This is a genomic window from Achromobacter colocynthidis (assembly GCF_057334535.1).
Genome location: NZ_JBHFIZ010000038.1, coordinates 373637 through 399700, shown reverse-complemented (window position 1 = coordinate 399700; position 26064 = coordinate 373637). Strand labels below are relative to the sequence as shown.

The following is a 26064-nucleotide window of genomic DNA, read 5'->3' as shown; positions in this document are numbered from 1 at the left end:
CCGGCTCAGGGCAGCGTGGACTCGCCCTTGAGCAGATCGTCCAGCGTCTCGCGCTGGCGCACCACGTGATAGTGGTCGCCATCCACCATGACTTCAGCGGCGCGGGCGCGTGTGTTGTAGTTGCTGGCCATCGCCATGCTGTAGGCGCCCGCGGATTCCACCGCCAGCACATCGCCTGGCTTGATCGCCAGCTTGCGCTGCCTGGCCAGCCAGTCGGCGCTTTCGCACACCGGGCCCACGATGTCGTATTCCACTTGATCGCCCGCGCGCGGGCGCAGCGCCTGCACGCCGTGGTAGGCCTCGTAGAGCGCGGGGCGCAGCAGGTCGTTCATGGCGGCGTCGACAATGGCGAAGTTGCGGGCCTCGGCGTGCTTCAGATATTGCACGGTGGTCAGCAGCACGCCTGCGTTGCCGACGAGCGAACGGCCCGGCTCCAGCACCAGGTGCAGATGCCCCTGTCCGCGCGCGTTCAGGCGTTCAAACACGCGGTCCAGCAGCGCCTTGGGTGACGGGGGTGTTTCATCCGTATAGCGGATGCCCAGGCCGCCGCCCAAGTCCAGATGGGCGATGCGGATCCCGTCCTGATCCAAGGCGTCGATCAGGTCCAGCAACTTTTCCAGCGCATCGAAATAGGGACTGATGTCGGTCAGTTGCGAGCCGATATGACAATCGACGCCCACGATATCCAGGCCCGGCAAGGACCGCGCGACGCGATAGGCGTCCAGCGCCGACTCGATGGCAATGCCAAACTTGTTTTCTTTCAGGCCGGTGGAGATGTAGGGGTGCGTCTGCGCGTCCACATCGGGGTTCACGCGCAGCGACACCGGGGCGCGCACGCCAAGCGCTTCGGCAACGTCGGACAGACGGTGAAGTTCCGCTTCGGACTCCACGTTGAAGCACTTCACCTTGGCCGCCAGCGCGTCGCGCATTTCCCAGGCTTGCTTGCCCACCCCGGAAAATACGATCTTGGACGGGTCGGCGCCCACCGCCCGCGCGCGCTTGAGCTCGCCGCCGGACACGATGTCAAAGCCCGCGCCCAGCCGCACGAATTCCTTCAGTACCGCCAGATTGGAATTGGCCTTCATGCCGTAGCAGACCAGCACGGGACGTTGCCCGATGGCGCTATGGTAGGTTTCCCAGGCGGCTTTGAGGGCCGCGCGGGAATAGACGTACAGCGGGGTGCCTAGCCCATGCGCCAGATGGTCCAGCGGCACATCCTCGGCGTACAGTACGTTGTTGCGGTACTGGAAATAAGGATGGCCGGCCAGCTCGGGCGGCAAGGGATAGGCTGACGTCATGGAATCGAGGGCGCTGGGGGAATTTGCGGCGCGGGCTGCGAACTCGACGGCGGCTTGCCGTCAGGCGTCGGCATATATAAAGGCCCCTTGTACCCGCAAGCCGCCACCATGCCGGAGGCCACAAGCGTGGCTACAATGCGAAGAGCCATGCGGCTGAATGCCAATTGGAACACTGGGAACTCCGTAATTCTTGCAGGCTCGATTATGACCGAAACCGAATTTCTTGCGTTGATCGACCAGGTGCTGGACAGCATCGAAAGCCAGGCCGATGACTGGGCGGCTTCGCTCGACGTCGATGTGGAAACCAGCCGCAGCGGCAATGTCCTGACCATGGTTTTCGAAGATAACACCCATGTCGTCGTAAATAGCCAGGCCGCCATGCAGGAGCTCTGGGTGGCCGCGCGCAGCGGCGGCTTCCACTACCGCTACGACGGTCAACACTGGCACGACACCCGGGGCGGCCCGCAACTGCCCGACGCCTTGTCCCAGATCTGCTCGGCCGCGGCCGGCGTGCCCGTCACGCTGAAACTATAAGGCTGGCGTACTCGGCAAGTAAAAAGGCCGGCCTATTCAGGCCGCCCTTTTTTCGTCAGAACGGGATCTTCTGTGACCAGGGCGCGGTGTTTTGCGTGCCCACGCCCGGTGCAACCTTGATCTGCGTGTCCGGGTTGCTGCTGCCGCTGCCCAGACCGTTCAGGAATTCACCCAGCGTATCGGCCTCGGCCAGCCCCAGGCGGGCGACGGCTTGGCCAGGGGGGAATTCCGAGAAGTAGAACTCGCCGTTTTCCACGATCAGGCCGTCGGGGCGGGGGCGCGGCTTTTCTTCCGGCACGCCCTTCAAGACGTCCTGCATGTAATCGACCCAGATCGGCATGGCGACGCCGCCGCCCGTTTCACGCGAGCCCAGCGACTTGGGCTGGTCAAAGCCCAGCCACGACGTTGCCACCAGGTTCGGGGTGTAGCCCGAGAACCAGGCGTCCACGGACTCGTTGGTCGTGCCCGTCTTGCCGGCGATGTCGTTGCGCTTGAGCAGCGCCCGCGCGCGGGCCGCGGTGCCGTAAGTGGCCACGCCGCGCAGGATGTCGTCCATGACCCAGGCGGTGCGCGGGTCGATGGCGCGGGCCGCCGCGTCGCCGGCCACAACGGGCCGGGACTGCATGATGACCTTGCCGCTGCTGTCGGTGACGCGGTCGATCAGGTAGGGCGTGACGCGGTAACCGCCGTTGGCGAACACCGAGAACGCGCCCGCCAGTTGCAGCGGCGTCACGGAACCCGCGCCAAGCGCCAGCGGCAGCACGGGCGGCTGGCGCGCCTTGTCGAAGCCGAAACGGGTCAGATAGTCTTGCGCGTACTGCGGGCCGATGGCCTGCAGGATGCGGATCGACACCATGTTCTTCGACTTGTACAGGCCTTGGCGCAAGGTCAGCATGGGCTCGTACTGGTTCCCGTAGTTCTTGGGATTCCAGGCCTTGGAGCCGGTTTGCGCCGCGGTCAGTTCAAACGGTTGGTCGGAAATCTGCGTGGCCGGGGTCAGGCCGCGCTCAAGCGAGGCGGCGTAGATGAACGGCTTGATGTTCGAACCCGGCTGGCGCCAGGCTTGCGTCACGCGGTTGAAGTTGCCGCGATAAAAATCGAAGCCGCCCACCATGGCGCGGATGGCGCCGTCTTGCGGGGTCAGGGCCACGAACGCTGCCTGCACTGACGGCAGGTTGATGATTTCCCAGTGGTCGCCGAACTTGCGGATGTAGACCACCGACCCGCGCTTGATGCGCTGGTCGGGCTTGGCCTTGTCGTTCAGCGCGCGCGCCACGACGGCCAACACTTTTTTGTCCGTGATGGTGATGATTTCGCGCGAGCTGCGCGCCAGCTTCACTTCGGTGGGGCTGGCCGACAGCACCAGGGCGGTGAGCAGGTCGCCGCTGTCGCTGAATTTGTCGAACACGCCGTCCAGGAATTCATCCAGCGCGGCCGGGTTGCTTTCGGTGCCCGGCGGCAGGTCCAGTTGTTCTTCGGGGCCGGGGTAGGGCGCGCGGCGGGTGTATTCCAGCACGCCTTCCCGCACGGCGCGATAGGCCGCTTCCTGGTCCTTGGACTGCACCGTGGTGTAGATGTTGATGCCGCGCGAGTAGACGTTGTCTTGGTAGACGTTGTAGAGCAGTTGGCGCGCGAGTTCGGCCACGTATTCGCCGTGGATGGCATAACCGCCTGCCGGCGTGCCTTCCGCCGATTTCATGACGATGGGCTGTGCCATCGCCTGCTTGTATTCGGGTTCGGTCAGGTAGCCCAGCGAAAGCATGCGGCCCAGCACGTAGCGCTGGCGCAGTTCGGCACGGGGGCGGTTCGAAATCGGGTTGAAGCGCGAGGGCGCCTTCGGAATGCCGGCCAGCATGGCGGCTTCGGCCGGCGTGACTTCCGACAGCGGCTTGCCGAAGTAGGCGCGCGACGCGGCCGCGAAGCCGTAGGCGCGGTGGCCCAGGTAGATCTGGTTCATGTAGAGCTCAAGGATCTGGTCCTTGGTGAGCTCGGATTCAATCTTGAACGTCAGCAGCAGTTCGTAGAACTTGCGCGAATAGGTCTTTTCCGACGACAGGTAGAAGTTACGCGCCACCTGCATCGTGATCGTGCTGGCGCCCTGCGTCTTCGACATGTTGATCACGTTGGTCAGGCCCGCCCGCACCACGCCCATCCAGTCGATCCCGCCGTGCTGGTAGAAGCGGTCATCCTCGGCCGCCAGCACCGCCGACTTCATGACGTCGGGAATTTCATTGAAGCGCAGCACGTTGCGGCGTTCTTCGCCGAACTCACCGATCAGGACGCGGTCCGCCGTGTAGACGCGCAGCGGCACCCGGGGGCGGTAGTCCGTCATGGCATTCAGGTTTGGCAGGTTGGGCCAAGCCAGCGCCAGCGCCATTCCGGCCAGCAATACGCCGCACAGGAACAGGCCGACACAGAAGATGCCGGTTTTTACGAAAAATCGCAGGATCGGGGAGCCGCTCTTGGCGGGCTTGTCTTTCTTGGAGGAATTCTGGGGCTTGCTCATCGCGGCGATTTTACGGGTAACTCCGGCCCCATCTCAGCGAGAGGGACCGGTTTCTGTAACAAGATTGTTCTGTGTGGTGCGCGGGCAACTGGCGGCAGATGTGATAATGCCGACATGAACTTTTCCGCTCACTCATGTCCGGAAGCTGACCCGGACCCAGCGCCCACTGGCGAGGCGCCTGAAAACGTGCCGTGCGCCGTCGAATGCACAGGCAAGGCTGTGCCGTTGCCGCACGATCTGCCCGTCTTCCTGGTCGGGATGATGGGCGCGGGCAAGACCACCATAGGCCGTAGTCTGGCGCGTGCGTTGGGGCGCGAGTTTATGGATCTGGATCATGAGCTCGAGGCGCGTTGCGGCGTTCGGGTGCCGGTTATCTTCGAAATCGAGGGCGAAGCCGGTTTTCGTCGCCGAGAGTCCGCCGCCTTGGAGGAGTGTACCCAACGGCGCAACATAATTCTTGCCACCGGCGGCGGCGCGATCCTGGCGGCCGAAAATCGCCAACGGCTGCACGAGCGCGGAATTGTCATCTATTTAAGGGCCAGCGTGGACGAATTGTTCCGCCGGACCTGCCGCGACCGCAATCGGCCTTTGCTGGCCACGGCGGACCCCCGCGGCACCCTGCGGGACCTGATGACCTTGCGGGAACCCCTCTATAAAGAAGTCGCCGACCTGGTCGTGGAGACGGGCGCGACGCCCATCCACACCCTGGTCAAGGCGCTGCTGCCGCAATTACAAGCCTTTGAGAAGCGCATATGAACGTTGTTGACGTCGACACCCCGGGCGGAAGCTATCCGATCCATATCGGCCCCGGCCGCATCGATGCCCTGGACCAATGCATTCCCGCCGACGCCACCGCGATTGCGGTCGTGACCAACCCCACCGTGGCGGCGCTCTACGGCGAACGCGCCGAGGCGGCGCTGGCGCGCACCGGCAAGCGGGTGTTGCGCATTGAACTGCCGGACGGCGAAGCCTACAAAGACTGGCAGTCGCTGAACCTGATCTTCGACGCCTTGCTAACCCACCGCCTGGACCGCCGTTGCGTCCTGGTGGCCTTGGGCGGCGGCGTCATCGGCGACATGACGGGCTTTGCCGCCGCCGTCTACATGCGCGGCGTGCGCTTTCTGCAGGTGCCCACCACCCTGCTGGCGCAGGTGGATTCGTCGGTGGGCGGCAAGACCGCCGTCAACCATCCGCTGGGCAAGAACATGATTGGCGCGTTCTACCAGCCGGTGGCAGTCGAGATCGACACCGATGTGCTGAACACCCTGCCCGCGCGGGAAGTGTCGGCGGGGCTGGCCGAAGTCATCAAGTACGGCTTGATCCTGGACCCGGATTTCTGGACCTGGTGCGAAGAGAATGCGCAAAAATTGCGCGCCTTGGACCCGCAGGCCGTCGCCCATGCCATACGCCGTTCGTGCGAGCTGAAGGCGCAGGTGGTGGGCAAGGACGAGCGCGAGTCCGGCTTGCGCGCCATCCTGAACCTGGGCCACACCTTCGGCCACGCCATTGAATCCGGCTTGGGCTATGGCGCCTGGCTGCACGGCGAGGCCGTCGGTTGCGGCATGGTGCAGGCGGCGGAATTGTCTGCCGACGTGGCGGGCTTTGACCGGGCCGATGTCGAGCGCGTGCGCGCGCTGGTGGCCGCCATTGGCTGCCCCGTTGTGGCGCCCGACCTGGGCGCCGACCGCTGGCTGGACCTGATGCAGGTCGACAAGAAAACGGAAGGCGGGTCCATCCGCTACGTGCTCATGCCGCGCATTGGCGAAGCCTTCATGCGCGCGGCCCCCGACGACGCGGTGCGCGCCGTCTTGTCCCGAACCACCCAGTAACCGCGATTGGAGACGGTGTTGCAGATGAATGAACTGGCTTCTTACGCATCCGACCCGTCTCAATCGCGTGGTCGGAAAACGGCAGAGCCGCCGCCCGAGAACCGGACCGAGTTTCAGCGCGACCGCGACCGCATCGTGCATTCCGGCGCGTTTCGCCGGCTGGAATACAAGACGCAGGTCTTCGTCAACCATGAAGGCGATCTCTTTCGCACCCGCCTGACGCATAGCCTGGAAGTGGCGCAGATTGCGCGCACGCTGGCCCGCAGCCTGAAGCTGTCGGAAGACCTGACCGAAGCCATCTCGCTGGCGCACGACCTGGGCCATACGCCCTTCGGCCATGCGGGGCAGGACGAACTGAACGCCTGCATGCGCGAACTGGCGCCCGAGGCGGGCGGTTTCGAGCACAACCTGCAAAGCCTGCGCGTGGTGGACGAGCTTGAAGAGCGCTACGCGGATTTCAACGGCCTGAACCTTTGCTTTGAAACGCGCGAAGGCATCCTCAAGCATTGCTCGGCCGCGCACGCGCGCCAGTTGGGCGATGTGGGCGAACGTTTCCTGAACCGCACGCAGCCGTCGCTGGAAGCGCAACTGGCCAACCTTGCCGATGAAGTTGCCTACAACAACCACGATATCGACGACGGCCTGCGTTCCGGGTTGATCACGCTTGAGCAACTGCAAGACGTGTCGATCTTCGAACGGCATCACGCCTATGTGCTGGACCGCTATCCGGGCCTGGCGCCGCGCCGTGCCGTGGCGGAGACCATCCGCCGCATGATCAACACGCTGATCGTCGACCTGACGCAAACCTCGCTGGCCCGTATTCGCGACGCGGCGCCGGCTAGCGTGGACGACGTGCGCCGCTCACCGCCGCTGGCGGGGTTCTCGGACGACATCCGACGAGAGGCCGATGCCTTGAAGAAGTTCTTGTTCGACAACCTGTATCGGCACTACCAGGTGCTGCGCATGACGGCCAAGGCGCGCCGCATCGTGCGTGAACTGTTCGCGGCGTTTCTTGATGATCCGCGCTTGCTGCCGCCCGACTACCGGCGTCCGTCGTTCAACGAGCAGGCGCGCGCCATTGCCGATTACATCGCCGGCATGACCGACCGCTACGCCATTCGCGAACACAAGCGCCTGTTCGAAATGGGCTGACGCGGCCGGGGTTGGCCGGCCGCGCGCCTTGCCCGCTTAGCGGTGCTTTCGATAGGGTTCGTCTTCGGGCACGAACGTGGCTTCAGCGCGCGCATCGCGCATCCAATCCTGCATGGCCGGCAGCGCCAGGACCGCATCCATGTAGTCGCGCACGGCGCCCGCTGCAGCGATGCCGTAGGTGGTGAAGCGCGACACCACCGGCGCAAAGAATGCGTCGGCAATCGAGAATGCACCGAACAGGAACGGGCCGCCCTGGCCGAATTCAGCACGGGTGTCGTGCCAGATGGCTTGCAGGCGCGAGATATCCTGTTGCGCGGCCTCGGGCAGTTTGATGCCCGGTAGATGCGCTTCGATATTCATCGGCAGGGCATTACGCAGGGCGCCAAAGCCGCTGTGCATTTGCGCCACCAGTGAACGCGCGCGGGCACGGGCCTTGGCGTCCTTCGGCCATAGGCCGGCTTCCGGGTGTTGCTCGGCCACGTATTCACAAATGGCCAGCGAATCCCACACGGCGAAGTCGCCGTCCAGCAAGACCGGCACCAGCCCGGCGGGCGACACCGCACCCACCTTGCGTGAAAACTCTTCTGTGAAGAACCCGAGCTTTTGCTCGGTGAAGGCGATGCCCGTGGCACGCAGCGCCAGCCACGGCCGCAAGGACCACGAAGAGTAATTCTTGTTGCCGATGATCAGGGTGTACATGGCGCGGTTCCTTGCGGGGTGTTGATAAGTCGTTCTACCTGCTTGCGTTACGCCGCAGCAGCTTGCCCAGGTATTGGCCGGTATGGCTGGCCTGCGTGTTCGCGACATCTTCCGGCGTGCCTTGCGCCACCACGTAGCCGCCGCCATCGCCACCTTCCGGGCCCATGTCGATCAGCCAGTCCGCCGTTTTGATGACGTCCAGGTTGTGTTCGATGATGAGCACGGTGTTGCCGCTGTCGACCAACTGGTTCAGCACTTGCAGCAGCAATTCAATATCGCGGAAATGCAGGCCGGTGGTGGGTTCGTCCAGGATGTACAGCGTGCGTCCGGTGCTGCGGCGCGACAGTTCCAGCGACAGCTTCACGCGCTGCGCTTCACCGCCCGACAGCGTGGTCGCGCTTTGGCCCAGGCGGATGTAGGACAGGCCAACATCAATCAACGTGTGCAGCTTGCGCGAGATGGCCGGCACGGATTCGAAGTAGTCCAGCGCCTGCTCAACCGTCAGGTCCAGCACTTCGCTGATGTTGCGGCCCCGGTAGCGGATTTCCAGCGTTTCGCGGTTGTAGCGCTTGCCGTGGCACACGTCGCAGGGCACGTACATGTCGGGCAGAAAGTGCATTTCCACCTTGACCACGCCGTCGCCCTGGCAGGCTTCGCAGCGCCCGCCCTTCACGTTGAAGCTGAATCGGCCGGGGTCGTAGCCGCGAGTGCGCGCCTCGGGCACGCCCGCGAAAAGCTCGCGGATGGGCGTAAACAGGCCCGTGTACGTGGCGGGGTTGCTGCGCGGCGTGCGGCCGATGGGGCTTTGGTCCACGCTGATGATCTTGTCGAAATTCTCCAGCCCCTGCATCGACACGTAGGGGGCGGGTTCGCTTTGCGCGTGATGCAGTTGGCGCGACACGGCGACCGCCAGCGTGTCGTTGATCAGCGTGGATTTGCCGGAACCCGATACGCCCGTGACGCACACCAGGCGGCCGGCGGGCACGCGCAGTTCGACGTCTTTCAGGTTGTTGCCGCTGGCGCCGCTCAGGGTCAGCCAGGGCAGTTCGTCGTTGACCGGGCGGCGCGGGGGAATCGCGATCTCGCGCGCGCCGCTCAGGTATTGGCCGGTCAGGGAGTTCGGATCGCGCTGCACGGTTTCCGGATCGCCCTGCGACACCACTTCGCCGCCGTGCTCGCCCGCGCCCGGGCCCATGTCGACCACCCAGTCCGCCATGCGGATCATGTCTTCGTCGTGCTCGACCACGATGACGCTGTTGCCGAGGTCTCGCAGGTGCTGCAAGGTGCCGATCAGCCGATCGTTGTCGCGTTGATGCAGACCGATGGAGGGTTCATCCAGCACATACATCACGCCCGTCAGGCCCGAGCCGATCTGGCTGGCCAGCCGGATGCGCTGGGCCTCGCCGCCTGAAATGGTGTCGGCGCTGCGGTCCAGCGACAGGTAATTCAACCCGACGTTGTTCAGGAAGCTGAGCCGCGCCTCGATCTCGCGCACGATGCGCTGTGCAATTTCCTGCTTGGCCCCGGTCAGGCTCAGGTCGCGGAACCAGGCCAGGCAGCCGGACAGCGGCATGGCCTCGACTTCATAGATGGCTTGGCCATGGCGTTCGCCGCCGCGCGGATCGTGGCCGATCAGCACGTTGCGGGCCTCGGGGCGCAGTCGCGAACCCGCGCAGTCGGGGCAGGTCTTGATATTGCGGTACTTGCCCAGTTCTTCGCGCACCGTCGCCGAATCCGTTTCGCGCCAGCGGCGCTCCAGGTTCGGGATGACGCCCTCGAAGGTATGCCGCTTGACCGTGCTGCGGCCTTTTTCGTTCAGGTAGAGAAACGAAATCTCTTCTTCGCCGGACCCGTACAGGACTTTGTCGCGCAGCGCTTCGGGCAGGTCTTCAAACGGGGCTTCGATATCAAATTCGTAATGCGCCGCCAGGCTGGCCAACAGCGAATGCGTGAAAGCGTTGCGGCGGTCCCAGCCTCGGATGGCGCCGGCGGCCAGGCTCAGTTCCGGAAACGCCACGACCCGCTTGGGGTCGAAAAAGCCCACCTGGCCGATGCCGTCGCAACTGGGGCAGGCGCCCATCGGGTTGTTGAAGCTGAACAGGCGCGGTTCCAGCTCGGGCAGGCTGTGGCTGCACACCGGGCAGGCGTAGCGGCTGGAGAACACCTGTTCGTGCTCGCTGTCCATGTCCAGCGCCAGCGCGCGGCCGTCGGCCAGTTGCAACGCGGTTTCGAAGCTTTCCGCCAGGCGCTGCTTGCTTTCCGCCTTGATGCGCAGCCGGTCGATGACGACATCGATATCGTGCTTTTCGGTCTTCTTCAACGGCGCCATGCCGTCGATTTCCACCAACTGCCCGTCCACGCGCAGGCGCACATAGCCTTGCGCTTGCAGGCTGGCGCATTCGTCCTCGAAGCTGCCTTTCTTGCCGCGCGCAATGGGCGCCAGCACGGCCAGCCGCGTTTCGGGCGTCCAACCCAGTACCGCGTCCACCATCTGGCTGACCGACTGCGCCTGTAGCGGCAGGCCGTGCTCGGGACAGTAGGGCGTGCCCACCCGCGCATACAGCAGGCGCAGGTAGTCGTGGATCTCGGTGATGGTGCCGACCGTGGAACGCGGGTTGTGGCCGGCGGCCTTCTGCTCGATGGAGATGGCGGGCGACAGGCCTTCGATCAGGTCGACGTCCGGCTTGTCCATCAGCTGGAGGAATTGGCGGGCATACGCGGACAGGCTTTCCACATAACGTCGTTGGCCCTCCGCGTACAGCGTATCGAACGCCAGCGAAGATTTGCCAGAACCGGACAAGCCGGTGACGACCACCAGTTTGTGGCGCGGCAGGTCCAGCGAAACGTTCTTGAGGTTGTGGGTGCGAGCACCCCGTATGCGTATTGTCACGTCGATCGGGTGTCCATCAGGCTCTTTTAAGCGGTTTCAAAGGCCAACTTGTTACTATAGCGCGCCGAGTCCCCCCGCGTTCAAGGCAGTCCGTGATTTGGACTGAATGGGCTCCGGCGCCGCACCGCCAGATCAGACTGTGAGCGTGTGACATCCACGCGCGCGCACCGCCCTTGTCATTGTTGAATTTTCCGCATGCCGGCAGACATCAAACTGAAATTGACCCCTTCCGAGCGCCGCGCCAGCGTGGCTTTGGCCGGCCTGTTCGCCGCGCGGATGTTGGGGCTGTTCCTGTTGCTGCCGGTGTTTGCCGTGGCGGCGGCCGGCATGCCGGGCGGAGACGACCCCGCCCGCGTCGGCCTGGCGCTAGGCATGTATGGCCTGACCCAGGCGTTCATGCAGATTCCCTTCGGCCTGGCGTCCGACCGCTGGGGCCGCCGCCCCGTCGTGCTGTTCGGCCTGCTGCTGTTCGTGGCCGGCAGCATCGTCTGTGCGCAGGCGACCGATGTGTACTGGATCACCATCGGCCGCGCCATTCAGGGGGCGGGCGCCATCTCGGCCGCCGTCACCGCGTGGCTGGCCGATGCCACCCGCGACGAAGTCCGCACCCGCGCCATGGCGATGGTGGGCGCGTCGATTGGCCTGTCTTTCGCGGTGTCGTTGGTGCTGTCGCCCGTGCTGGTGGGCTGGTGGGGCTTGTCCGGCCTGTTCTGGACCATTGCCTGCCTGGGCGTGATCTGTCTGGCCGTGGCGCGTTTCGTCGTGCCCGTGGTGCCGCGCACCCAGGCCCGCACCATGCAAGCCGCCCGGCCGATGGAAGTGTTGACCCACCGCGACCTGCTGCGCCTGAACTTCGGCGTGTTCGTGCTGCATTTGATCCAGGTGTCGATGTTTGTCGTGGTGCCGGCCCTGCTGGCCAAGGTGGGGGGCCTGGACGCGCGCGAGCTATGGAAGGTTTATCTGCCCGTCATCCTGGTGTCGTTCGTGCTGATGGTGCCCGTGGTGTTCGTGGCGGAAAAGCGCCGCGCCCATCGAGGCGCCTTGCGCGCCGCCGTGGCGGGCCTGGTGCTGGTGTGCGCGTTGATGCCGGCGGCCAGCCATGGTTTCTACACGCTGGCCATCGCGCTGACGGGCTTCTTTGTCGCCTTCAACGTGCTGGAAGCCCTGCAACCGTCGCTGGTGTCGCGCGTGGCGCCGCAGGCTTACAAGGGCTTGGCGCTGGGCTTCTACAACACGGCGCAGGCGGCGGGGCTGTTCATGGGCGGCGCTTTAGGGGGCTGGCTGGCAGCGCATTCAGGCGCCAGCGCGGTGTTCATCGGCGCGGCTATTTTGTCGGCGGTGTGGTTGGCGGTGACCTGGGCGTTGCGGCCGCTGGCGTAAGGGCGGCTGAGGTGGGCGTGGGGCCGCTGGCTAAGGGCGGTGCGGCCCGTTGCAGGGCTGTGGATCGGGCTGTGGATCGGGCTCTGGATCGGGCTCTGGATCGAACTGGTTATGCGTCCCCGAATTCATCCGAAACGTCCCTGATCGCGCTGTGAATGGCGGCCAACAGCCCCGAAATCGATTCCCTGGGTGGATCGCTTTGTCACGAATCGCGTTTGGCGTGCCGCGTGCTTTTCGTCGATAATACGTACCAAATTAGGGCTTCACGGAAGTAGGGGTCATCAGGATCCCAGGCGTCGCCGGTCATTGTCATGATGACCGGCGTGTTTCATGAAGCCGGTCTTCAACATCGCTTTTTATGTTGTTGCCGGCGCGCTCGCGGCAACGCACAGGCGCAGGCTGTCAACAACTGAGGGACATCGGCATGGCATCGGTTAACAAAGTCATACTCGTGGGCAACCTGGGTCGCGACCCGGAAGTCCGCTACAGCCCGGAAGGGGCTGCAATCTGCAACATGTCCATCGCCACCACCTCCACCTGGAAGGACAAGGCATCGGGCGAGCGCCGCGAAGAAACCGAATGGCACCGCGTCGTCATGTACAACCGCCTGGCTGAAATCGCCGGCGAATACCTGAAGAAAGGCCGTTCGGTCTACATCGAAGGCCGTCTGAAGACGCGCAAGTGGCAAGACAAGGACACCGGCGCTGACCGTTACAGCACCGAAGTGGTGGCTGACCAGATGCAAATGCTGGGCGGCCGCGAAGACGGCGGTGGCGGTGGCGCCAGCTACGGTGGTGGCGGTGGCTACGACGACGCCCCGTCGCGCCCGCAACAACAACGCGCCCCGGCGCAACGCCCGGCCCCGCAACAGCGCCCGGCGCCTGCTGCGGCCCCGGCCAGCAGCGGTGCGAACCTGGCGGATATGGACGACGATATTCCGTTCTGATTCCGGCCACTGCACGGTTTCAATCAATGCCTCCGCAATGCGGGGGCATTTTTTTTTTGTAAGCCGGATCAACATGAATAATGAATAGTGGCGCGTGGCCGTGCGATGGGCAGGTCACACCGACCGCTTGAACACCTCAACCAGATAATCAATAAATGCCCTGGCCCGGGCGGTTTGATTTCTGCGTTGTGGGTAATACACAAAGAGGTCCGCGGACGGTAGCGTGAAGTCGGGTAACACCACCCGCAGCCGTCCGCTTTTCAAATACTTGGCCAGATCCCATTCCGACCGGATCAAGATGCCATGGCCGTCCAGCGCCCAGCCCAGCACGATATCTCCGTCATTGCTGGACAAGGCCCCATCCACCTTGATTGCCACGCTTTCCCCATCGCGGGTGAATCGCCACACGCCGTGCGCCTCATCGTTTTGCGTATGCAGGATGCAGCGGTGGGACGCAAGATCGGCCAGCGTGGCGGGTGTGCCGTGTTTATCCAGATAGCGCGGCGCCGCGCACAGGAAGCGACGGTTGGACATGACGCGCCGCGCGCTCAGGCGCCTGTCGGGTAGTTCGCCAAAGCGGATCGCCAGGTCGAACCCGCTTTCCACCAGGTCCACCGGGCGGTCGGTGACTTCCAGTTGGACTTGGACCTCGGGATAGCGCTTGGCGAAGTCGGAGACCAGCGGGGCGATGGTGGTGCGGCCGAAGCCTAAGGTGGCGTTCACTTTCAGCGCGCCGCGCGGGGTGGCGCCGCTGCTGGAGACGGCGTCTTCCATGTCGCGCAGGTCTTCGAGGATCTTGGTGGCGTGCGACAGATACGTCTCGCCTTCGCTCGTCAGGCTCAGGGTGCGCGTGCTGCGGTTTACCAGGCGCACGCCCAGGCGCCGCTCCATCAGCGCCAGGCGCTTGGTGGCGGCGGGCGGCGTCAAATTGAGTTCCCGCGCGGCGGCGGACAGGCTACCCAGCCGGGCCAGATGGATGAAGAACTCCAGTTCGGACGCGATGTCGGTTTTCACTGAAAGTAAATAATCAAATGAATAATGGTGAATCTTAGTGCGGGTATTCGCCTCTACGCTAGGGGTTCCCATTTGCACCAACGCCGCGAACTGGCGGCGCATCAGGAGACACCCATGAGAATCGTCGAGATCCGCGAACAGACGCTGCCCATCAGCTCGCCCATCCGCAACGCCTATATCGATTTCAGCAAGATGACGCTGAGCCTGGTTGCCGTGATCACCGACGTGATCCGCGACGGCAAGCCGGTGGTGGGCTACGGCTTCAATTCAAATGGCCGATATGGCCAGGGCAAGTTGATGCGCGAACGCTTCATTCCGCGCGTGATGGAGGCGGATCCGGAATCCCTCGTGGACGCGACGGGCAAGAACCTGGACCCGCACAAGATCTGGAACGCCATGTTTACGAACGAGAAGCCGGGCGGCCATGGCGAGCGCTCGGTGGCGATCGGCACCATCGACATGGCGGTGTGGGATGCGGTCGCAAAGATCGAAGGCAAGCCGCTGTTCCAGTTGCTGGCCGACCGCTACGGCAACGGCCAGGCCGACCGTCGCGTGTTCGTCTACGCGGCGGGTGGGTATTACTACCCGGGCCAGGACCACGGCAAGCTGAAGGACGAGATGCGCAGCTACATCGACCGTGGCTACACGGTCGTGAAGAAGAAGATTGGCGGGGCGTCGCTGGATGAGGACTTGCGCCGCATCGATTCCATCTTGAGCGTGCTGCAAGACGGGCAGAAGCTGGCGGTGGACGCGAACGGCCGCTTTGATCTGGACACCGCCATCCAGTACGCCAAGGCGCTGTCACAGTACGACCTGTTCTGGTACGAAGAGGCGGGCGACCCGCTGGATTACGAATTGCAGGCCACGCTGCGCAACTACTACGCCAACCCCATGGCGACGGGCGAGAACCTGTTTTCGATGCAGGACGCGCGCAACCTGATCCGCCATGGCGGCATGCGTCCGGACCGCGATTGGCTGCAATTTGATTGCGCGCTGAGCTACGGGCTGGTGGAGTATCTGCGCACGCTGGACATGCTGAAGCAGCACGGCTGGTCGGCCAGCCGTTGCATTCCGCACGGCGGCCACCAGATGTCCTTGAACATTGCGGCAGGCTTGGGGCTGGGCGGCAACGAAAGCTACCCGGACCTGTTCCAGCCCTTCGGCGGGTTTCCCGATGGCGTGAAGGTGGATGGTGGCTACGTCACGATGCCGGAGCTGCCCGGCATCGGATTTGAAGGCAAATCGGACCTGATCACCGTCATGCGGCAATTGTCGGCGTAGGCGGCAGCCGCCCCGCTCAGGGTTTGCCGGCGAATCTCCGGCGAACCCCGCTGCGGGTCATTCTCAGCGGGTCGTTCTCAGCGGGTCATCCTCAGCAGCTCACCCGCGAATCACCCGCGATCCACGTCCGATTTACCAGCGATACCGCAGCGTCGCCATCACCGTGCGTTCCGCGCCCCAGTAGCAGCTGACGGCCGTGCCCAGGCAGTTGGCGACGTAGCGCTTGTCGAACAGGTTGGACACGTTCAGCGCCACCTGCGCGCCGGCCAGCGTGGGGCTGGCGCGGCCCAGGTCGTAGCGGATGGCCGCGTCCACCAGCGTGACGGCGGGGATGGCGTAGCGGTTGTTCAAGTCGCCATAAAACCCACCGCGATACGTAACGCCCGCACCCAGGCCCACGCCTTGCAGCGGACCGTCGCGCAGCGTGTAGTCGGCCCACAAGGCGGCTTGATGGCGCGGCACGAAGATCAACTGGTTGCCACGTTGCGCGGCGACGTTGGTCTTGGTGATTTCGCTGTCGCTCAACGCATACGACATGGTCAGGTCCAGGCCGTTGTCGAAACTGGCCTTGCCTTCCAGCTCGATGCCCTGCACCTGCGCTTCGCCGGTCTGCACGACAAAGCTGGTGTTGACGGGATCCGGCGTGCTGACGTTCTTCTGCGTGATCTGGAAGGCCGACAGCGTGATGAAGCTGTCGTAGCCATCAGGCTGGAACTTCACGCCGGCTTCGTACTGTTCGCCCGTGGTGGGCTTGAGCGCCGAGCCGTCGCGCGTGACGCCCGTCATGGGTTGGAAGGACGTGGAATAGCTCAGGTACGGCGCCAGGCCGTTGTCGAAGCGGTAGGTTACGCCGGCGCGCCCGGTGAAGCGGTCGGCATCGGCCTTGCGGGACGTCCAGCCCCATTGGCCGCCGCTGCCCACGGTGCCGTTGTCGGTGGTGCCTTCGGTCCAGTCATAGCGGCCGGCAAACGTGAAGCGCAGGCGGTCCAGTTCAATCTGGTCTTGCGCGTACAGGCCCAATTGGGTGCGTGTCATGTTGATCTTGGTGGCGGTGGGCGGGCGCGTCACCGAGGTGCCGTAGTCAGGGTCGAACACGTCAAACAAGGGGGACGCGGGCGGCAGCATCAGGCCCAGGCTGCTCTCGTTGTAGCGGGACTTTTCGCGCAGGTAGTCCAGGCCGAAGGTCAGGTCATGACGCATCGGGCCGCTGCTGAACTTGGCGTTCAACTGGTTATCGATCTGGAAGGTGTGCGAGGTTTCGGGAAAGGCCCAGGCGTAGCGGATGGCCTGGGTGTCCGACACCATTGCACCAATCTGCACGCGCCGCGTGTTGGTATCAACGTTCGTGTAACGGGCGCTTTGGCGCAGGCTCCAGGTGTTGTTCACGCGGTGGTCTAGCGTGTAGCCGACCATGGTTTGTTCGTTGGTGAAGATGTCGTAGCCGGGTTCGCCCACAAAGCGGTCGCGCGGGATGTAGCCGGCGGTGTCGCTTTTTTACAGCGTGCCGATGACGGGCAACACGGGGGCGCCGCCGCCGCCATGGCTGGTGATCTTCTGATACTGGGCGCTTAGGTTCAGGCTGGTGTCGGACGACGGGCGCCAGGTAAAGCTGGGGGCGATGAACTGGCGTTCGTCGTCAACGTGCTGATACTGCGTATCGCTGTCGCGCAGCGTGCCCGTCAAGCGGTACAGGAACTTGCCTTCTTCATCGGCCGGGCCAGAGAAGTCGAATGCGCCCTGAAACCGGTTGAAGCTGCCCGCCTGCAACACCACTTCGTTAAGTGGTTCGGCGGTAGGGCGTTTGCTGGTCATGTTGACCAGACCACCCGGCGCGCTTTGGCCGTACAGGCCTGACGACGGGCCTTTCAGGATTTCGATGCGCTCAAGGCCATAGGTGTCGATACGTGGCTGCGAATAGCCGCGCGCGCCAAAGGGCAGCAGCAGGCCGTCCAGATAGCGCGACGGCGTAAAGCCGCGTATGGTCAGCCAGTCATAACGCACATCGTTGTCGCCGTATTGCGCGATCACCCCCGGGGTGTAGCGCACGGCCTGGGCGACCGAGGTGACGCCGCGCTGGTCCATTTCATTGCGGGTAATGACGTTGATGGTCTGGGGCGTGTTGATGAGTTCCGCGTCCGACTTGGTGCCCGAGCGGCTGCGCGTGGCCACGAAGTCCGCGCCAGAAGTGGGCGACGCGTCGCGCGCGCCTTGCACCACCACCGGGGCCAGCGTGGTCACGCCGCTTGCGGCAGGCGGCGCGGTTTGGGCGGCGACGACAGCCGGCGACGCGGCAATGGCGGCCAACAGCGCCAACGGCAGCGGCTTCTTGGAAAAGGACACGGTGTTACCCCTGGTTCAATTTATAATTAACAAGAATCATTCCTAAGCGTCGGCATGATTCCAGATCCCGGTTTTTCTGTCTGACGTTTCTTCGGCGCCGATTGACGGTTTTGCTGCCGCCCCGTTTTTTGCGCCCGCCACCTATGCCTGCCAGCGCCACCGCGCCCTTGTCTACTCTGTCACTGCCCGACCCCTGCACGGGTCCCGTCAAGCCGCATGAATGGTGGCGCGGCACGCTGCCGACCGTGCCCCCCCCCCACGACTGGGAAGATGTCATCGAAAAAGTGCTGCGGGTTGATGATGGCGTCAGCCTGGTGGTGCTGGATGGCTGCCCACGACGAACCTTGACGATTCCCGCGCCGGGCGCGCCGGTATTCGGCATGCAGGTCTGGCTGGAAGGCGATGCCCTGTTGGCGCTGGAAGGGGGTGAGCCTCTGAAGGTGACGGGCGGCGCGGCGCTTTTGTTCAACCACGAGCGCGTGATGGGCTGGGCCACGCATCTGCCGGCCAGGCGTCGAGTGCGGATGGTGGATATCCGCTACACGCCGGACGCGCTGGCGCGCGCGGGCGGCACGATGCCCATCGGCTTGCTGCGGCAGCGTTTCCACCGCGATGTCAGCGTACCGGCGCACGGGTCCTTGGTGGCATCGTTGGACGCGCCCGCCAGCTTGCTGGCCTTGGCGGGTAGCCTTTCCAGCGATGCGCCGCCGGCGGCAGACGCGCGGCGCCTTTGGTATCGCGCCAAGACCCTTGAAATGCTGTCGGCATTCGTGCAGCTACTGTCCTTGCCTGCCGCGCTGGCAGGCCCCGCGGCGCATGAGCATCAACGGGTGCGTCACGCGTGCCAACTGTTGCGGGATCGCTGCGCGGAACACTGGCCGCCGGGGCTTCTGGCGCGCACGGTGGGGCTGTCAGAGAAGCGCTTGCAGCAATTGATGCGCGAATGCGTGGGCCGTTCGGTGCATGCCTATCTGAGTGATATGCGGCTGGCCCGCGCATCGGACTTGTTGCAGGCCGGCATGAGTGTCACGCAGGTGGCGGGCGAGGTGGGCTTTTCCAGCTTGAGCCATTTCAGCAAGGTCTTCAAACTGCGCTACGGCGCGTCGCCGCGATCCTGGTAAGGTCGGTCCAGCCTGACGCATCCGCAGCCGGAATGCGCAATACAGGCGTACGAATGCCCTGCACAAAGGACGCGCCATGACGCAAAACATCTATGACACCGCTGAGTTTTTCGAAGGCTATAGCCAGATGGCCCGATCCGTGCACGGCCTGGATGGCGCGCCCGAATGGCCGGCGTTGCAGGCGCTGATACCCGCATTGGCCGGCAGTCGCGTGGTGGACCTGGGCTGTGGCTTTGGCTGGTTCTGCCGGTGGGCAGAAGCGCAGGGCGCGGCCCAGGTATTGGGCCTGGACGTATCCCAGAACATGCTGGACCGCGCACGCGCCACGACGCCCGCCGGCCGAATTACTTATCAATGCGCCGACCTGGAAAACCTGGCGTTGCCCGCCGCGGTCTACGACTTGGCCTACAGCTCTCTGACGCTGCATTACATCGAACGATTACCCGAGTTGTTTGCCGCGATTTATCGCGCGCTGACGCCAGGAGGGCATTTTTTGTTCTCTGCGGAGCACCCCATCTACACCGCGCCGGCGCAGCCGGGCTTCGTGCAAGATGCCACCGGGCGCCGGGTCTGGCCGCTGAACCAATACGCCGTGGAGGGGCCGCGCACCACGGACTGGTTGGCCAAAGGCGTGATCAAGCAGCACCGCACGCTGGGCACGTATTTGAACCAGTTGATCGCGGCCGGGTTCACCATCACGCACGTGCAGGAGTGGGCGCCGCCCGCTGAGCAACTGGCGGCGCAACCGGCGCTGGATGAAGAGCGTGATCGCCCGATGATGGTGTTGGTGGCGGCGACGCGCTAGCACGTTGTGGTCCCCCGGCATCATGAAATATTTAGTTTCACAAAACCCGCTTGCGCTATCTATCTAGTAGTAGGTAAGATTCATCCATCGACGCAGCACAAGCAGCAACCGCAGCAGGCAAGTACAGGCAATACTCCGGCCACACCCCGGAAACACCGCTGCCGCCGAAGCGAGAAATACAGTAGGACGATTTTTTGATTGGCCCTTTTTATTTATCGCCGTACCTATCTATAAGTAGATAGCTGGTGATCGTAACCCAAACCGAAGCATCTTTCGCATATTCCATCTGGAGAACTGACCATGAAGACCCTCGTATCCGCCCTGATCCTGTCCGCCTCGTTCATTGGCGCCGCCCAAGCCGGCGAACTGGACTACCCGCCCGAACTGAACACCGCCAGCACCGTGACGCGCGCCCAAGTGCAGCAAGAACTGGCTGCCGCCCGCGCCAACGGTGAACTGGAATTCGGTGAAGAAGGCTACGCCGCAACGACGTTTGCTGATGCTGGCTCGGACAAGACCCGCGCCCAAGTGAAGCAGGAATTGGCCGCCGCCCGTGCCCAAGGCCTGACCGAGAGCAACGAACTGGCCTACCCGCCGGTGCAAGGCTGAGTTTTTTTGAAGCCTTATCTATCTAGGCATAGATAGCTTTCGAAGCAACGTTTCATCCTGATTGTTCAAACCGATTGCCCCCATACGCAGCACTGATCCTTACTGGAGATTAACCATGAAGACCCTCGTATCCGCCCTGATTCTGTCCGCTTCGTTCATTGGCGCCGCTCAAGCCGGTGAACTGGATTACCCGCCTCCCCTGAACACCGCCAGCACCGTGACGCGCGCTCAAGTGCAGCAAGAACTGGCTGCCGCCCGCGCCAACGGTGAACTGGAATTCGGTGAAGAAGGCTACGCCGCGACGACGTTTGCTGATGCTGGCTCGGACAAGACCCGCGCCCAAGTGAAGCAGGAATTGGCCGCCGCCCGTGCGCAAGGCCTGACCGAAAGCAACGAACTGGCGTACCCGCCCGTGGAAGGCTGAGTTTTTTGAAGCCTTATCTATCTAGGTATAGATGGCTTTTCGAAGCAGCGTTTCATCCTGATTGTTCAAACCGCTTGCCCCCTTACGCAGCACCGATCCTTACTGGAGATCAACCATGAAGACCCTCGTATCCGCCCTGATTTTGTCCGCCTCGTTTATCGGCGCCGCCCAAGCTGGCGAACTGGACTATCCGCCTCCCCTTAACACCGCCAGCACCGTAACCCGTGCCCAAGTGCAGCAAGAGTTGGCCGACGCCCGCGCCAATGGCGAACTGGTGTTCGGTGAAGAAGGCGAATCCGCCACGGCCTTTGCCGCCGTTGGTGCCAACAAGACCCGCGCTCAGGTCAAGCAAGAACTGGCTGCAGCCCGTGCCCAAGGCCTGACCGACACCGGCGAACTCGACTACCCGCCCGTGCAAGGCTAAGCCGATGCCGGCACATGCGAACCCCGGGGGGCGGGATGTTTCCCGGCCGGGGTTCGCACGGGCTTCGGTCCACACACTAGGGCGGGCACCGATGACGGACCGACCTATTAGTAGGTAATATTCAGCCATGGACACTCCGACCCCCAACACAACCCGAGACCTGCTGCTGGCGCATGCCGAAAAGCTCATCCGCACGCGCGGATGCAATGGTTTCAGCTACCGCGACCTGGCGGAGCATGTGGGCGTGAAGACGTCCAGCATTCACTATTATTTTCCAGGCAAGGACGACCTGCTGTACGAAGCGGTCGAAGCCTACAGCACGCGCGCGCTGGGTGCCATACGCGGCATCGACACCACGCAGCCTGCCCAAGCGCAGCTTAAGGCGTACCTGTCGATGATGGAATCGGCGGCTTGCGGCGAAGGTGAACTTTGTCTGGGCGGCATGTTGGCCGCCGACATCATGACCTTGTCTGAGCGCGTTCGCGGCGCATTGCAGGGATTTTTCCGTGCTCACGAAGCGTGGCTGGCGCGTGTGCTGGCTCAAGGCGCCGCTGAGGGCACGCTGAGATTCTCTGGCTCGGCTGACGCGGCAGGCCGCGCGGTCTTTGCTACCGTGCAAGGCTGCCTGCTGGTCTCGCGGCTGTTCCAGCAACCGCCCGCGTTGTGCGAGGCCATCAGCGCCTTGTACGTGGCATGCGACAAGGCCGCCAAGCCCGCGGCTGGCGTCTAAGCGCAGCAGGACTGACGTCAACCACGGATGTCAGCTTTGCAGCGCGCGCGCCATGTCGATGCTGGTGCGTTCCTGCACACCCAGGTCGCGCATGCGTTGCAGAAAAGTTGTCTGAGCGTCTTCGAAGCCGGGGACGGGGCTCATGCAGTCCGTCAGCAGCACAATGCGCGACAGGTTGCCCCCAGGCAGATGTTCGGACAGATGCTCCACCGTGGCACGCACGCAATGGCTGCCCGCTTCGCCCGCGACCAGAATGAGGTCGGAACGATCCAGCGAATCCAGCAAGCCCCGGTTGAGCTGGCTGCGCGGGTCGTCGGGGTCCGGCACTTCGGCCATCAGCGCGCTGTAGTGTTCCGTCCATGGGTTCGTGCCCTTGGGCACCTTGCGCACGATGAACTGCCCGGCGTCTTCCCACCGGTTGTACGCCGCCCGCACGTCGGGGTGCACGTTGTGGCCCCACGTGCCGATTTCGCAATGCACCGGCCACACCATCAGCGTGTATCGGCCCCGTGCTTCAAGCTGGTCCAGATAGGTCAGGGTGCGTGGCAGGTCGTCCGCGTGGCGAGGCACAAACTGGCCGGCACGCAACTGCGCGGCGGATATCGGCGTGAACGGCTCGACGGCCTGACCTTCACCGGCGTGCCAGAACGTTGGATGCGCGATGTCCACGCGATGGTGCGAATCCAGCGTGACGGTGATCGAGCTTAATACTGGCGCGGTGGCGTCGATGAAACGCGCCAGCCGCTGCATGTCGGCGTGGGCGCCCGGCACGGGCAGGGCGGGTTGCCTGGCCTGTCCGGTCATGGGATCCCGGGGCAGGTAAGGCTCGGGCAGATCGCAGAAATCGTTCTGCGGGTCGACGATCAATAAATGGACGGAACGCGGCATGGGGAATTTCGATGGCCTTTTCCGGAATATAGACCGGGATGACGCTTGACCACTAGAACAGCACTAGATGTTCCGCGCAGTCGGGCAATTCACGCAGCAGGGCGCGCCACTGCCCCCAAAGGTAGGCAAGTATGGCAAGGGCAAGAGCGACGATCAGCATCCACATGGCAGTATCCAAAGAATATTTCGCACGATCGTGCGAAATTGGTCCAGAAAATCGCCGGCATTGGCCGGCGGGGAGTGGGTTATTCCAGGTACGTAAAGCTGCGGTACGTCGAGATAAGCCTGTCATAGGCAGCGCGCACGCGCGCGGGGGCTTTCGGGTCCCGCAGGAAGCGGGCGTCATGCATCAGGCCGATCATCAGGCTGTACACCTCGAACACCAGTTGTTCCGGATCGGTGTCGGGCCGCAAATGGCCGGCTTCCAGCGCTTGGCGCACCGTGCGCACCATGGCCATGCGCCAGCGTCGCAAGTTGCCTTCCAGCACGGCCCGCAGCGGCGATTCCACGTCGTCGTACTCAAAGGCGCCCGCCACGTAGACGCAGCCCGTCGACAGCTCGACGTTGCTGGCGCGCTCCACCCATAGCGACACCAGCGCGTTCAAGCGGGGCAGGCCACGCGGTTGCGCCATGGCGGGGGTGAAGACGGCGGCCACAAAGCGCCGGTCATATTCGTCCAGCACGGCCTGCTGCAAGGCTTCCAGCGAACCCACACGCGAAAACACGCCGCTTTTGCTGATGCCGAGCCGCTTGGCAACCTGGCCCAGCGACAGGCTTTCCATGCCTTGCGTCGCGGCCATCTCCAGGGACGCATCCACGATGGCGGCGAAGGTCAGCTCGCTTTTTTCTGTTTTGGCAGTCATGCGGCAGAATTTAGCACGACTGTGCGAAAGTAACGTGTTTATTAAATGGGGCTCATTTGGCTGGCAAAAAAACGGGCAGCCCAGGCTGCCCGTTTTGGCGTGTAACGCGAACAGTGATCAGGCCGCCTTGAATTGCAGACGATACTTGTGCAGCAAGGGTTCGGTGTAGCCGTTCGGTTGGGTCAGACCTTCAAACACCAGGGCGCATGCAGCCTTGAACGCCAGCGAGGTGTCGAAGTTGCCGGCCATCGGCTGGTAGAGCGCGTCGCCGGCGTTCTGGCCATCCACCACCTTGGCCATGCGCTTGAAGGTCTCCATGACCTGGTCCTTGTTGGTCACGCCGTGGCGCAACCAGTTGGCGATGTGCTGGCTGGAGATGCGCAGGGTGGCGCGGTCTTCCATCAGGCCCACGTTGTGGATGTCGGGCACCTTCGAGCAACCCACGCCCTGGTCGATCCAGCGCACCACGTAACCCAGGATGCCCTGCACGTTGTTGTCCAGTTCCTGCTGGATGTCGGCGGCGGACCACTTGGACGGGTCGCCCACCGGCACGGTCAACAGCCCGCCCAGCAAGTCGTCGCGCACACTATCCAGCTTGGTGCGTTCCAGTTCCTTCTGCACCGCTTGCACGTCGATCTGGTGATAGTGCAGCGCGTGCAGCGTGGCGGCGGTGGGCGAAGGCACCCAGGCGGTATTGGCGCCGGCCTTCGGATGCGCGATTTTCTGTTCCAGCATGGCCGCCATCAGGTCGGGCATGGCCCACATGCCCTTGCCGATCTGGGCGCGGCCGCGCAGGCCGGTGTCCAGCCCGACCAGCACGTTGTTGCGCTCGTAGGCCGTGATCCAGGCGGTGGACTTCATGTCGCCCTTGCGCAGCATCGGGCCGGCTTCCATGCTGGAGTGCATTTCGTCGCCGGTGCGGTCCAGAAAGCCCGTATTGATGAAGGCAACGCGCGAGGCGGCGGCGCCAATGCAGGCCTTGAGGTTGATGCTGGTGCGGCGCTCTTCGTCCATGATGCCCATCTTCAACGTGTTGCGCGGCACCTTGATCAGGTCTTCCACGCGGTCGAAGAGTTCGCTGGCGAAGGCGGCTTCATCGGGGCCATGCATCTTGGGCTTCACGATGTAGACCGAGCCGGTACGCGAATTCAGCTTGGCGGTGCGGTCGTGCAGCGCGGCCAGGCTGGTGACGACGGCGTCCAGAATGCCTTCCGGGATTTCCTGGCCGTCACGATCGAGGATGGCGGGGTTGGTCATCAAGTGGCCCACGTTGCGCACGAACATCAGCGAACGGCCATGCAAGGTCAGCGCGCCGCCGTCCGGGCGCGTGTACTGGCGGTCGGCGTTCAGCTTGCGGGTGAAGGTCTTGCCGCCCTTGGTGACCTCTTCGGTCAGGTCGCCCTTCATCAGGCCGAGCCAATTGCGGTAGATATGGACCTTGTCGTCGGCGTCGACGGCGGCGACCGAGTCTTCGCAGTCCATGATGGTGGTCAGCGCGGCTTCAACCAGCACGTCCTTCACGCCGGCGGCGTCGGTGCTGCCGATGGTGTTGGCGCGGTCGATCTGGATTTCGAAGTGCAGGCCGTTGTTCTTCAACAGGATGGCCGTGGGGGCGGACGCCTCGCCTTGGTAGCCGGCGAACTGCGAGCCGAACTTCAGGCCGGTAACCACGCCCTTGGCCAAGGCCACGCGCAGTTGGTCGCCTTCAACGGTGTAGCTTTGCGCGTCGGCGTGCGATCCGTTGGCCAGCGGGGCCGCCGTATCAAGGAAGCTGCGCGCGCGTGCAATGACCGCGGCGCCGCGCTCGGGGTTGTAGCCCTTGCCGGTATCACCCGGCGTGGCGGGAATGGCGTCGGTGCCGTAGAGGGCGTCGTACAGGCTGCCCCAACGCGCATTCGCGGCGTTCAAGGCATAGCGGGGGTTCGACATCGGCACGACCAGCTGCGGGCCGGCCTGCTGCGAGATTTCGGTATCGACGTTATCGGTGGTGGCCTGCACGCTGGCGGGCTGGGGCAGCAGATAGCCGATGCCTTCCAGAAACTTGCGGTAGGCGGCCGGGTCGGCGATGGGGCCGGGGTTGGCGCGGTGCCAGGTGTCCAGTTCCGCCTGCAGGCGGTCGCGTTCGGCCAGCAGCGCGCGGTTCTTGGGCGCCAAGTCGTGTACCAGCGCCGCAAAGCCCTGCCAGAACCCGTCGGCATCCAGGCCGGTGCCGGGCAAGGCTTCTTGTTCGATGAATTGGTTGAGATTGGCCGCCACTTGCAGGCCGTGGTGCTGGATGCGTTGAGTCATGCGGGTCTCTAGCGGTAAGTAGGGCTGGGGGGGGGGGGGGGG

General features: G+C 63.9%; 24 protein-coding genes. 13 read left to right on the top strand and 11 right to left on the bottom strand.

Features of this window, described 5'->3' with window-relative positions:
- Nucleotides 1–5: 5 nt before the first annotated feature.
- On the bottom strand, nucleotides 6–1298 hold the full coding sequence (gene lysA, locus ACE04A_RS25980) for a diaminopimelate decarboxylase (RefSeq protein WP_485820675.1): 1293 nt from the start codon (nucleotides 1296–1298) through the stop codon (nucleotides 6–8).
- Nucleotides 1295–1447: an LPS translocon maturation chaperone LptM gene (gene lptM / locus ACE04A_RS25975; protein ID WP_259251151.1), complete on the bottom strand. Its 153-nt coding sequence runs from the start codon at nucleotides 1445–1447 to the stop codon at nucleotides 1295–1297. The genes lysA and lptM overlap by 4 nt, the downstream gene beginning before the upstream one ends.
- 55 nt (nucleotides 1448–1502) lie before the next feature.
- On the opposite strand from lptM, the gene cyaY reads away from it, so the two are divergent.
- Nucleotides 1503–1832 carry an iron donor protein CyaY gene (cyaY, locus tag ACE04A_RS25970; protein WP_100853770.1) on the top strand — a complete coding sequence of 110 codons (330 nt, stop codon included), beginning with the start codon at nucleotides 1503–1505 and terminating at the stop codon, nucleotides 1830–1832.
- 55 nt (nucleotides 1833–1887) lie between these two features.
- Here cyaY and ACE04A_RS25965 read toward each other — a convergent pair whose 3' ends face one another.
- Entirely contained in the window at nucleotides 1888–4338 is a 2451-nt protein-coding gene (locus ACE04A_RS25965; RefSeq protein WP_259251141.1) for a penicillin-binding protein 1A, read from the bottom strand.
- A gap of 114 nt (nucleotides 4339–4452) precedes the next feature.
- On the opposite strand from ACE04A_RS25965, the gene ACE04A_RS25960 reads away from it, so the two are divergent.
- From ACE04A_RS25960 to ACE04A_RS25950, 3 genes are read left to right on the top strand one after another with little or no spacing between them, the layout of a single operon-like run.
- A complete protein-coding gene (locus ACE04A_RS25960) occupies nucleotides 4453–5094 on the top strand; it encodes a shikimate kinase (RefSeq protein ID WP_100853772.1) in 642 nt (213 codons plus the stop codon).
- The gene (gene aroB / locus ACE04A_RS25955; RefSeq protein ID WP_259251140.1) at nucleotides 5091–6167 is read left to right on the top strand and encodes a 3-dehydroquinate synthase; all 1077 of its coding nucleotides are present in this window, start codon (nucleotides 5091–5093) and stop codon (nucleotides 6165–6167) included. Before ACE04A_RS25960 ends, aroB begins: the two co-directional genes overlap by 4 nt.
- 24 nt (nucleotides 6168–6191) lie before the next feature.
- The gene (locus ACE04A_RS25950) at nucleotides 6192–7319 is read left to right on the top strand and encodes a deoxyguanosinetriphosphate triphosphohydrolase (protein WP_259251139.1); all 1128 of its coding nucleotides are present in this window, start codon (nucleotides 6192–6194) and stop codon (nucleotides 7317–7319) included.
- A 36-nt stretch (nucleotides 7320–7355) separates the two neighbouring features.
- Here the strand turns inward: ACE04A_RS25950 and ACE04A_RS25945 are convergent, their stop codons facing one another.
- Entirely contained in the window at nucleotides 7356–8018 is a 663-nt protein-coding gene (locus tag ACE04A_RS25945) for a glutathione S-transferase family protein (RefSeq protein ID WP_438859609.1), read from the bottom strand.
- A gap of 34 nt (nucleotides 8019–8052) precedes the next feature.
- Nucleotides 8053–10908 (bottom strand): excinuclease ABC subunit UvrA, encoded by a 2856-nt coding sequence (uvrA, locus tag ACE04A_RS25940; RefSeq protein ID WP_404976394.1) that lies wholly within the window; start codon nucleotides 10906–10908, stop codon nucleotides 8053–8055.
- 195 nt (nucleotides 10909–11103) lie between these two features.
- On the opposite strand from uvrA, the gene ACE04A_RS25935 reads away from it, so the two are divergent.
- Nucleotides 11104–12288 carry an MFS transporter gene (locus ACE04A_RS25935; RefSeq protein WP_259251137.1) on the top strand — a complete coding sequence of 395 codons (1185 nt, stop codon included), beginning with the start codon at nucleotides 11104–11106 and terminating at the stop codon, nucleotides 12286–12288.
- 424 nt (nucleotides 12289–12712) lie between these two features.
- Nucleotides 12713–13234, top strand: coding sequence for a single-stranded DNA-binding protein (gene ssb / locus ACE04A_RS25930; RefSeq protein WP_046802916.1), 522 nt, complete (start codon nucleotides 12713–12715; stop codon nucleotides 13232–13234).
- A 114-nt stretch (nucleotides 13235–13348) separates the two neighbouring features.
- On the opposite strand, the gene ACE04A_RS25925 is transcribed toward ssb, so the two are convergent.
- The gene (locus ACE04A_RS25925; RefSeq protein ID WP_448718244.1) at nucleotides 13349–14248 is read right to left on the bottom strand and encodes a LysR family transcriptional regulator; all 900 of its coding nucleotides are present in this window, start codon (nucleotides 14246–14248) and stop codon (nucleotides 13349–13351) included.
- A 114-nt stretch (nucleotides 14249–14362) separates the two neighbouring features.
- Here ACE04A_RS25925 and ACE04A_RS25920 point away from each other — a divergent pair, with 114 nt between their 5' ends.
- The gene (locus ACE04A_RS25920) at nucleotides 14363–15529 is read left to right on the top strand and encodes a mandelate racemase/muconate lactonizing enzyme family protein (protein WP_050448316.1); all 1167 of its coding nucleotides are present in this window, start codon (nucleotides 14363–14365) and stop codon (nucleotides 15527–15529) included.
- A 132-nt stretch (nucleotides 15530–15661) separates the two neighbouring features.
- On the opposite strand, the gene ACE04A_RS25915 is transcribed toward ACE04A_RS25920, so the two are convergent.
- Together ACE04A_RS25915 and ACE04A_RS25910 are read right to left on the bottom strand one after the other, a co-directional pair.
- Nucleotides 15662–17002, bottom strand: a complete 1341-nt coding sequence (locus ACE04A_RS25915; protein WP_448718420.1) for a TonB-dependent siderophore receptor — start codon at nucleotides 17000–17002, stop codon at nucleotides 15662–15664.
- Between the two features lie 21 nt (nucleotides 17003–17023).
- A complete protein-coding gene (locus ACE04A_RS25910; RefSeq protein WP_448718245.1) occupies nucleotides 17024–17869 on the bottom strand; it encodes a TonB-dependent siderophore receptor in 846 nt (281 codons plus the stop codon).
- A 167-nt stretch (nucleotides 17870–18036) separates the two neighbouring features.
- On the opposite strand from ACE04A_RS25910, the gene ACE04A_RS25905 reads away from it, so the two are divergent.
- The 6 genes from ACE04A_RS25905 (at nucleotide 18037) to ACE04A_RS25880 (ending at nucleotide 21982) form a co-directional block, all read left to right on the top strand.
- Nucleotides 18037–18990, top strand: a complete 954-nt coding sequence (locus ACE04A_RS25905) for an AraC family transcriptional regulator (protein WP_485820674.1) — start codon at nucleotides 18037–18039, stop codon at nucleotides 18988–18990.
- Nucleotides 18991–19066: 76 nt separating this feature from the next.
- Nucleotides 19067–19795, top strand: a complete 729-nt coding sequence (locus tag ACE04A_RS25900) for a class I SAM-dependent methyltransferase (RefSeq protein ID WP_485820673.1) — start codon at nucleotides 19067–19069, stop codon at nucleotides 19793–19795.
- Between the two features lie 300 nt (nucleotides 19796–20095).
- On the top strand, nucleotides 20096–20404 hold the full coding sequence (locus tag ACE04A_RS25895) for a DUF4148 domain-containing protein (RefSeq protein ID WP_050448319.1): 309 nt from the start codon (nucleotides 20096–20098) through the stop codon (nucleotides 20402–20404).
- A gap of 115 nt (nucleotides 20405–20519) precedes the next feature.
- Nucleotides 20520–20828, top strand: coding sequence for a DUF4148 domain-containing protein (locus tag ACE04A_RS25890; RefSeq protein ID WP_259251129.1), 309 nt, complete (start codon nucleotides 20520–20522; stop codon nucleotides 20826–20828).
- Nucleotides 20829–20943: 115 nt separating this feature from the next.
- On the top strand, nucleotides 20944–21252 hold the full coding sequence (locus ACE04A_RS25885; protein ID WP_448718248.1) for a DUF4148 domain-containing protein: 309 nt from the start codon (nucleotides 20944–20946) through the stop codon (nucleotides 21250–21252).
- A 127-nt stretch (nucleotides 21253–21379) separates the two neighbouring features.
- A complete protein-coding gene (locus tag ACE04A_RS25880) occupies nucleotides 21380–21982 on the top strand; it encodes a TetR/AcrR family transcriptional regulator (RefSeq protein ID WP_259251127.1) in 603 nt (200 codons plus the stop codon).
- 30 nt (nucleotides 21983–22012) lie between these two features.
- On the opposite strand, the gene ACE04A_RS25875 is transcribed toward ACE04A_RS25880, so the two are convergent.
- The 3 genes from ACE04A_RS25875 to ACE04A_RS25865 all read right to left on the bottom strand — a co-directional run bounded on the left by ACE04A_RS25875 (nucleotide 22013) and on the right by ACE04A_RS25865 (nucleotide 26022).
- Nucleotides 22013–22870 (bottom strand): cysteine hydrolase family protein, encoded by an 858-nt coding sequence (locus ACE04A_RS25875; protein ID WP_259251126.1) that lies wholly within the window; start codon nucleotides 22868–22870, stop codon nucleotides 22013–22015.
- A 245-nt stretch (nucleotides 22871–23115) separates the two neighbouring features.
- Complete coding sequence (locus ACE04A_RS25870; protein ID WP_391439448.1) at nucleotides 23116–23733, bottom strand: TetR/AcrR family transcriptional regulator; 618 nt, start codon at nucleotides 23731–23733, stop codon at nucleotides 23116–23118.
- A gap of 117 nt (nucleotides 23734–23850) precedes the next feature.
- Nucleotides 23851–26022: a malate synthase G gene (locus ACE04A_RS25865; RefSeq protein WP_438859177.1), complete on the bottom strand. Its 2172-nt coding sequence runs from the start codon at nucleotides 26020–26022 to the stop codon at nucleotides 23851–23853.
- Nucleotides 26023–26064 lie beyond the last annotated feature (42 nt).

What these genes read in the sequence shown, in the direction of transcription:
- ACE04A_RS25900 (WP_485820673.1), top strand. Translation starts at nt 19,067, where the DNA reads ATGACGCAAAACATCTATGACACCGCTGAGTTTTTCGAAGGCTATAGC.
- lysA (WP_485820675.1), bottom strand. Translation starts at nt 1,298, where the DNA reads ATGACGTCAGCCTATCCCTTGCCGCCCGAGCTGGCCGGCCATCCTTAT.
- ACE04A_RS25935 (WP_259251137.1), top strand. Translation starts at nt 11,104, where the DNA reads ATGCCGGCAGACATCAAACTGAAATTGACCCCTTCCGAGCGCCGCGCC.
- ACE04A_RS25890 (WP_259251129.1), top strand. Translation starts at nt 20,520, where the DNA reads ATGAAGACCCTCGTATCCGCCCTGATTCTGTCCGCTTCGTTCATTGGC.
- ACE04A_RS25960 (WP_100853772.1), top strand. Translation starts at nt 4,453, where the DNA reads ATGAACTTTTCCGCTCACTCATGTCCGGAAGCTGACCCGGACCCAGCG.
- ACE04A_RS25880 (WP_259251127.1), top strand. Translation starts at nt 21,380, where the DNA reads ATGGACACTCCGACCCCCAACACAACCCGAGACCTGCTGCTGGCGCAT.
- lptM (WP_259251151.1), bottom strand. Translation starts at nt 1,447, where the DNA reads ATGGCTCTTCGCATTGTAGCCACGCTTGTGGCCTCCGGCATGGTGGCG.
- aroB (WP_259251140.1), top strand. Translation starts at nt 5,091, where the DNA reads ATGAACGTTGTTGACGTCGACACCCCGGGCGGAAGCTATCCGATCCAT.
- ACE04A_RS25885 (WP_448718248.1), top strand. Translation starts at nt 20,944, where the DNA reads ATGAAGACCCTCGTATCCGCCCTGATTTTGTCCGCCTCGTTTATCGGC.
- ACE04A_RS25870 (WP_391439448.1), bottom strand. Translation starts at nt 23,733, where the DNA reads ATGACTGCCAAAACAGAAAAAAGCGAGCTGACCTTCGCCGCCATCGTG.
- ACE04A_RS25920 (WP_050448316.1), top strand. Translation starts at nt 14,363, where the DNA reads ATGAGAATCGTCGAGATCCGCGAACAGACGCTGCCCATCAGCTCGCCC.
- ACE04A_RS25875 (WP_259251126.1), bottom strand. Translation starts at nt 22,870, where the DNA reads ATGCCGCGTTCCGTCCATTTATTGATCGTCGACCCGCAGAACGATTTC.
- cyaY (WP_100853770.1), top strand. Translation starts at nt 1,503, where the DNA reads ATGACCGAAACCGAATTTCTTGCGTTGATCGACCAGGTGCTGGACAGC.
- ACE04A_RS25945 (WP_438859609.1), bottom strand. Translation starts at nt 8,018, where the DNA reads ATGTACACCCTGATCATCGGCAACAAGAATTACTCTTCGTGGTCCTTG.
- ACE04A_RS25950 (WP_259251139.1), top strand. Translation starts at nt 6,192, where the DNA reads ATGAATGAACTGGCTTCTTACGCATCCGACCCGTCTCAATCGCGTGGT.
- ACE04A_RS25865 (WP_438859177.1), bottom strand. Translation starts at nt 26,022, where the DNA reads ATGACTCAACGCATCCAGCACCACGGCCTGCAAGTGGCGGCCAATCTC.
- ssb (WP_046802916.1), top strand. Translation starts at nt 12,713, where the DNA reads ATGGCATCGGTTAACAAAGTCATACTCGTGGGCAACCTGGGTCGCGAC.
- ACE04A_RS25895 (WP_050448319.1), top strand. Translation starts at nt 20,096, where the DNA reads ATGAAGACCCTCGTATCCGCCCTGATCCTGTCCGCCTCGTTCATTGGC.
- ACE04A_RS25965 (WP_259251141.1), bottom strand. Translation starts at nt 4,338, where the DNA reads ATGAGCAAGCCCCAGAATTCCTCCAAGAAAGACAAGCCCGCCAAGAGC.